General features: G+C 60.5%; 5 protein-coding genes, 1 rRNA gene and 1 riboswitch. Of the genes, 2 read left to right on the top strand and 4 right to left on the bottom strand.

What is annotated here, in order from left to right; all coding sequences use genetic code 11:
• Nucleotides 1–79 precede the first annotated feature (79 nt).
• On the top strand, nt 80–1,744 hold the full coding sequence (locus tag QQL64_RS11770; protein WP_284399578.1) for an APC family permease: 1,665 nt from the start codon (nt 80–82) through the stop codon (nt 1,742–1,744).
• Nucleotides 1,745–1,790: 46 nt separating this feature from the next.
• On the opposite strand, the gene QQL64_RS11775 is transcribed toward QQL64_RS11770, so the two are convergent.
• From QQL64_RS11775 to metX, 3 genes are read right to left on the bottom strand one after another with little or no spacing between them, the layout of a single operon-like run.
• Entirely contained in the window at nt 1,791–2,876 is a 1,086-nt protein-coding gene (locus QQL64_RS11775; RefSeq protein WP_284399580.1) for a homoserine dehydrogenase family protein, read from the bottom strand.
• Entirely contained in the window at nt 2,873–4,072 is a 1,200-nt protein-coding gene (gene metB, locus QQL64_RS11780) for a cystathionine gamma-synthase (protein WP_284399582.1), read from the bottom strand. The genes QQL64_RS11775 and metB overlap by 4 nt, the downstream gene beginning before the upstream one ends.
• Nucleotides 4,073–4,075: 3 nt before the next feature.
• A complete protein-coding gene (metX, locus tag QQL64_RS11785; protein WP_284399584.1) occupies nt 4,076–5,113 on the bottom strand; it encodes a homoserine O-succinyltransferase MetX in 1,038 nt (345 codons plus the stop codon).
• Nucleotides 5,114–5,197: 84 nt separating this feature from the next.
• A riboswitch (SAM riboswitch) is annotated at nt 5,198–5,313 on the bottom strand.
• Nucleotides 5,314–5,509: 196 nt separating this feature from the next.
• Here metX and QQL64_RS11790 point away from each other — a divergent pair.
• The gene (locus tag QQL64_RS11790; RefSeq protein ID WP_284399586.1) at nt 5,510–6,526 is read left to right on the top strand and encodes a cysteine synthase A; all 1,017 of its coding nucleotides are present in this window, start codon (nt 5,510–5,512) and stop codon (nt 6,524–6,526) included.
• A 158-nt stretch (nt 6,527–6,684) separates the two neighbouring features.
• Here the strand turns inward: QQL64_RS11790 and rrf are convergent.
• Nucleotides 6,685–6,764 (bottom strand): 5S ribosomal RNA (gene rrf, locus QQL64_RS18265); the annotation flags it as partial.

The following is a 6,764-nucleotide window of genomic DNA, read 5'->3' on the forward strand; positions in this document are numbered from 1 at the left end:
ACACTGCCCGCGTGGGTCTGTCATCATCGCCCGCTTGTGCTGGATACAGCAGCCATCCGTCTTGCTTCAGGGAGTTCTCATGTCTTCTTCCAACGCCATCCGCCGCGACGTCGGGCCCATCGCCCTGATGATGACCGGCCTGGGCTCGATCATCGGCTCCGGCTGGTTGTTCGGCGCGGCACGCGCGTCCAGTCTGGCCGGTCCTGGGGCGGTCTGGGCCTGGGTGCTTGGCGCAGCGATCATCATGACGATCGCACTGACCTATGCCGAGCTAGGGGCGATGTTTCCCGAATCGGGGGGCATGGTCCGCTACAGCCACTACTCGCACGGTTCGCTGGTGGGTTTCATCGGTGCCTGGGCGAACTGGATTGCGATCGTCTCGGTGATTCCGGTGGAAGCGGTGGCCTCGGTGCAATACATGCACCACTGGCCATGGGAGTGGGCACATGGCTTGTCCACGCCACTGGGCAACGGCCATGTCGAACTGACCGCGCCAGGGATGTTGATCGCGGGCGCGTTGGTGTTTGTGTATTTCCTGCTCAACTTCTGGAGCGTCAAGCTATTTGCGCACTCCAACACGGCGATCACGACATTCAAGCTGATCGTTCCGGCAGCAACGGGCTTGCTCCTGATTGCGAGCGGCTTTCATCGCGAAAACTTTTCGATCGGCATCCATGGTGATGCGCACGCCATCGATTTTCCGGCCATCCTGACCGCCGTAACGACTGCAGGCATCGTTTTCAGCTTCAACGGATTCCAGAGTCCAGTGAATCTGGCCGGGGATGCGCGCCATCCGGGCCGCAGCATTCCGTTTGCCGTGGTCGGATCCATCGCGATCGCTACGGTCGTATACGTGATTCTGCAGGTCGCCTATATCGGTGCCGTGCCGCGCGAGCTGCTCGCCAAGGCCGGCTGGCATGGCCTCAACTTCTCATCGCCGTTCGCTGATCTTGCACTGCTGCTTGGGCTGCAATGGTTGGCCGTGCTGCTGTTCGCCGACGCCGTGATCAGTCCAAGCGGCACGGGTATCACTTACACAGCGACCACCGCGCGTATGCTGTACGGGATGGAGCGCAATGGCACGCTGCCGAAGATACTCGGCCGGCTGCATCCCAAGTGGGGAATTCCGCGGCCCGCCATGTGGGTCAACCTGCTCGTCGCTTATTTCTTTCTGTATTGGGGTCGCGGCTGGGACTCGCTGGCGGCAGTGATTGGCGTCGCGACGGTGATCTCCTATCTGACGGGCCCCGTAAGCGCGATGACCTTACGCAGGACGGCTCCGGATTTACACCGACCGCTGCGTATCGCAGGCTTGCCGATCCTGGCGGGCGTCGCGTTTATCATGGCGACCGAGTTGCTCTACTGGGCCACGTGGCCGCTGACCGGCGAAATCATTCTCCTGATGGTCGTCGCTTTGCCGGTTTATCTCTACTACCAGGCAAAAGCCAACTGGCACGACATTGGTCGTCAGCTGCGTGGCGCATGGTGGCTGATCACGTATCTTCCGACGATTGCCGCGCTCTCCTGGGCGGGCAGTGAGCAGTTCAAGGGGCACAACTATCTGCCGTACGGCTGGGATCTGACGATCGTCGCGGTCTTCGGACTTTTGTTCTACGTTTGGGGTGTGAAGTCCGGCTGGCGCACGCCATCGGTCGAAGCCGCGGAAAGAGAAGCACTTGCCGATCCGACTGCGCCGTTGGTGCCACCGGACGAAGAGACGGCAGAACGCATGATCAAACATTGATGGTGTCGAACCAGTGATGCGAGCTGGCTGGCTCGACAGGGAAACATCATTCCAACGCCAGCACGTCCCCCAGTAATGCCTGGGCAGTGACCTCCGGCCCTGCACCGGGCCCTTGGATGACCAGTGGCTGTGTGTGGTAGCGCGTGGTGGTCAAGGCGAACTGGTTGTCCGTGCCGTACAAGCGTGCGGCAGGGTGCGTAACCGGTACCTCCGTCAATCCGACACGCGCGCGGCCGCGCTGATTGAGTCGAGCCAGGAAGCGCAGTACCTGGCCACGAGCGCGCGCTGCCTCGTGCAGTGCGGCCAATGGTTCATCCAGTTCTTCCAAACGATCAAGAAATGCTTCGGCGGAAATGGCGCGCAGACTTTCAGGCACAAGGCTTTCTACCGCCACTTCATCACTACCCAGCGCAAAGCCGGCATTGCGGGCGAGGATCAACAGCTTGCGTGCCACGTCTTCACCGGAAAGATCAGCGCGCGGATCGGGCTCCGTATAGCCGAGCTTGCGTGCCTCACGCAGCAGTGCGGAGAACGGACGACTACCGTCGTACTGGTTGAACAGATAAGAGAGCGAGCCGGAAAACACACCTTCAAGGGTCAACAAACTGTCGCCGCAATCGCACAAGCGACGCAGGGTTGAGAGCACCGGCAAGCCCGCGCCGACGGTCGCCGCATCACCGTAACGACCGCCTGCAGCGCGCGCCGCTTGTAGCGCACGCCAGCCAGAAAGCTGACCGCCGGCCAACGATTTGTTCGCTGTGACAACGTGATAACCGCGAGCCAACCATTCCGAATGTCGAGACGACAGTTCGGTCGACGCGGTGGCGTCGACGATCACTTTCAGCGCCGCGCCGTGAGCATCCAACGCGGATAGCAACGCCGCATCGTCACGGGCGGCACCTTCGCGCTTAAGCCGGTCACGCAGGTCACGTGCAGCAAGCTGCGCTGCATCAGTCTGCTGCTTACGGGAATTCGCAGCGCCCACCAGGCGTAGCCGGCCCGACACCGGTGTACACAGCAGCTTCAGGAAAGCGCCGCCGACCACCCCGGTACCGAGCAAGACGAGCGCGACTTCGGGCTTGGCCGTAAACGACAACTTGGCGGCGGGTGCTTCGGCCAGCACCGCGCTCATGCAAGCACCCGACGTTTCGATGCTACGGCCTGCGCGCGTAGCAGCGCCGCCTCCAGGTCGCGCGACAAGTCATCGGCGTCTTCGATGCCGATCGACAATCGCAGCAACGTATCGGCGATACCTGCGGCGCGGCGCGCTTCCGGAGCCATCGCTGCATGCGTCATCGAGGCCGGATGGGCGATGAGGCTTTCCACGCCACCGAGCGATTCGGCCAGCGAGAAATAATGCAGACCGTCGACGAAAGCTTCGATCTGTGCAACGTCACCGTGCAATTCGAAGCTCAACATCGCACCGAAGCCCTGTTGTTGGCGTGCAGCCAACGCATGGCCGACGTGATGCTCCAGGCCTGGGTAATAGACTTTGCGCACGGCAGCATGACGATCGAGTAGCACGGCAATGCGTTCCGCATTCTCCTGATGTTGGCGCAGACGCACACCAAGCGTGCGTAGGCCACGCAAGGTAAGGAAGCTGTCGAAAGGTGCACCAGTGAGGCCGTTACAATTGGCCCACCACTTCAGTTGTTCGGCAACGGCCGCCTCGCGTGCTACGACAGCGCCGCCGACCACATCGCTGTGGCCGTTGATGTACTTGGTGGTCGAATGCACTACAACATCCGCACCCAGCGTGAGTGGCTGCTGTAACGCCGGAGACAGGAAGGTGTTGTCGACCACGACCAGCGCACCGATGGCGTGTGCAGCATGCGCCACGTGGCGAATATCGGTAATACGAAGCAGTGGGTTAGAAGGTGTCTCTATCCACACCAGCGACGGCTTGTCCGCCAAGCCTTCGGCGAATGCATGATTGTCGGTAAGGTCGACAAAGCGAACCTTGAAGCGCCCCTTCTTTGCCCAAGCATCGAGCAGACGCCAGGTGCCACCGTAGCAGTCGTGCGCGGCGAGAACGGTCGAGCCTGCAGGGACTAGCTCCAGTGCCAGCGCCACGGCGGCCATGCCACTTGCCGTCACTACCGCACCGGCACCCTGCTCCAGTTCCGCCAATGCATTGCCGAGTAGATCGCGCGTGGGGTTGCCGCTGCGTGAATAGTCGTACGCGCGCTTTCCACCCAGCCCCGTGAAGCTGTAGTTGGTAGACAAGTGCAACGGCGGTACCACCGCACCATGTTGCGTATCCGATTCGATACCGGCGCGCACGGCGCGGGTGCTGGCAGCAGTTTCATTCACAACATCAGCGCACATGATTCAGGCTCCACAACGACAAGAGATGGCCTGGCGCAGCAGCGGCGCCAATTGGTGGGTTTCTTTGAGGAAGGCATCGTGACCGTAGGGCGAATCGATGACTTCCAGCGTGGCCGATCCACGCAAGCGACGCTGCAACTCGCACAAGTCAGCCAGCGGCACGAGGCGATCGGAAGGGAAACCGATCAGCGTGGCCGGCACGCTAACCGCTTCCGGCGCGATGTCGTGCAGATCGATGGATTCGGACAGGGCAAGGAAACGTTCCAGATCGAAGCGCTTCACAAAGCTACGCCCTGCATGCTCAAGATAATCTTCTACAGGAAAATGAAATCTGCCCTCGCGGTAATCCGGTGTGCTCGTAAAACGACGCGCGAATTCTTCGCTGCCGCGATACGTTGTCATCGCCAGCTGGCGCGCCAGGGAAAGTGCTTGCTCGACCTGCCCGGACGCCTGACCCAAACGCAAGATCTGTCGCTGGATGGCGCGCTGCGCAGTGGACAGCGGGTGGGCGCGATGGGCACCGGCAAGCAGGACAAGTTTTTCCACCTTGTCTTGATGACGTGCAGCAAACGCGAGCGCCGTCATCGCACCATAGGACGAACCGATAAAGGCCGCCACACGGCCGATGCCCAGTGCATCGACCAAAGCGGCGAGCGCATCGGCCTGGTCTTCGCTGGAGATCGCGCGCGGGCACTCTTCGAAATCGGCAGGTGTCAGCCAATCAATGCTTAGCACACGGCAATGCGCAAGATCGATCGCCTGTCCGTGACCTACCAGCTCTGACCACCAACCGGCATCGCCCTGCTCTGTCTGCGCGACATAGCGATCTGCGGAAATACCGCCTTGCACAACCACCGTGGGTGCATCAGGAGCGCCGGTCCATTGATAACGCACGTCTACTGCGCTGACGCGGCTACCGTATTTGGGGTGCAGATTCAGACGACGGCTGCTGCGCTGCTCAGTGAGCGCGGGTCGTGTGTGCAGTGATACGACCACGGCAGTGTGGCGGTCGTCTGAGGAAGCATTGGCGAGGTGCGGCATCTTGGTTCTCCGTTTACATCGACCTGCGGAGAACCTGCGATGAGTTGTCGTCGGGTCAATCATGCCTACACACGAACTGACGACATCCCATCTACCGGTTGACGCCTAAGCGCCCCGCAGGAGTTGGCACCGTTGCAGGTTTGATCCTGCAGGTTGCCCCGGCTTCTGTGGGCCTGTCCCTCAGCCGGTCTCGATGAGTAGAGTTGACTATACCCACGCCTTTTTTCATCGTCAATGGACGTTTAGACGTCTAAACGTAAAAACAGCCCAAAAGAACCGAGTATTAGCTGTCTTATGTGAAATGGCCATATGGTGCAAGACGCATTCCAGGGCCATAAGTGGCAGGCTAGCGGCCCCTCCGGTACTCTCACGCCAATTTCACTCCAAACTGCCCCCATGATCGTAAAACCTGACCTTTCCGCCGCAGTTGGCCAGACTCCGTTGCTTCGCCTACGCCAGGCTTCGGCACTGACCGGGTGCGAGGTGCTCGGCAAGGCTGAATTCCTCAACCCCGGGGGCTCGATCAAGGATCGAACCGCTCTGGGATTGGTGCTAGATGCGGAACGTCGTGGGCTGCTTCGGCCGGGCGGGACGATCGTGGAAGGGACAGCGGGGAACACGGGTATCGGGCTGGCCCTTATCGGGGCGAGCCGTGGCTATCGATCAGTGATTTTCATGCCGGACACACAAAGCCGAGAGAAGATCGACGCCCTGCGTGTAGCCGGCGCCGAGGTGCGGCTGGTGCCGGCGGTTCCGTTCAAGGATCCACGCCACTATGTGCACATCGCGCGCGCTTACAGCGAAAGTTTGAACGAGGCCGAGACGGGTAGCGCGTGGTTCGGCAATCAGTTCGACAACACGGCTAATAGAGACTGGCATGAGACGACTACCGCCGTTGAAATCTGGGAGCAGACGCAAGGCAGGGTCGATGGCTTTGTTTGCTCCGCCGGTACCGGCGGCACGCTCGCGGGTGTCGGAAGAGCGTTGAAGGCGCGCAACCCGGCGGTGAAGATCGCACTTTCCGATCCTGCCGGTTCGGCGCTCGCCAATTACATCAACTGCGGCGAGCTGATCGCCGAAGGCAGTTCGATCAGTGAAGGCATCGGTTCCAGTCGAGTCACGACGAACTTCCAGGATGCTGCCATTGATTTAGCTTGGTCAATTACCGATCAGGAGTCGGTGCCGCTATTACACCAACTACTGCATGAGGAAGGGTGGTGTGTCGGCGGCTCTAGTGGTGTGAATTTGGCTGGAGCGATCCGTCTCGCTCAAGCATTGGGCCCAGGGCACACCATCGTTACTGTGCTCAGTGATGCGGGAACGCGTTATCAGGCGAAACTGTTCAATCCAACCTTCCTGCGCGAGAAAGGTATTCCTGTTCCCGCCTGGCTTGATAAAGCATTTCCGGGTTGATCGGCATCGCGATGTGGCAAGCCCGAAAAAGAAAAAACCCCCACCGAAGACGGTGAGGGTTTTTAGGATAAAGCCCCTGGCAGTGACCTGTTGCGGGTGCGCCCAGGCGCACAAGAAAAAACCCCCACCGAAGACGGTGAGGGTTTTTAGGATAAAGCCCCTGGCGGTGACCTACTCTTGCATGGGCAATGCCACACTACCATCGGCGCAGCTGCGTTTCACTTCCGAGTTCGGGATG

The organism is Dyella lipolytica, from assembly GCF_030160075.1.
In the GTDB taxonomy this organism is placed as follows: Bacteria; Pseudomonadota; Gammaproteobacteria; order Xanthomonadales; family Rhodanobacteraceae; genus Dyella_B; species Dyella_B lipolytica.

Excerpts from the sequence above, each read along its gene's own strand:
- metX (WP_284399584.1), bottom strand. The coding sequence starts at position 5,113 with ATGCCGCACCTCGCCAATGCTTCCTCAGACGACCGCCACACTGCCGTG.
- metB (WP_284399582.1), bottom strand. The coding sequence starts at position 4,072 with ATGTGCGCTGATGTTGTGAATGAAACTGCTGCCAGCACCCGCGCCGTG.
- QQL64_RS11775 (WP_284399580.1), bottom strand. The coding sequence starts at position 2,876 with ATGAGCGCGGTGCTGGCCGAAGCACCCGCCGCCAAGTTGTCGTTTACG.
- QQL64_RS11770 (WP_284399578.1), top strand. The coding sequence starts at position 80 with ATGTCTTCTTCCAACGCCATCCGCCGCGACGTCGGGCCCATCGCCCTG.
- QQL64_RS11790 (WP_284399586.1), top strand. The coding sequence starts at position 5,510 with ATGATCGTAAAACCTGACCTTTCCGCCGCAGTTGGCCAGACTCCGTTG.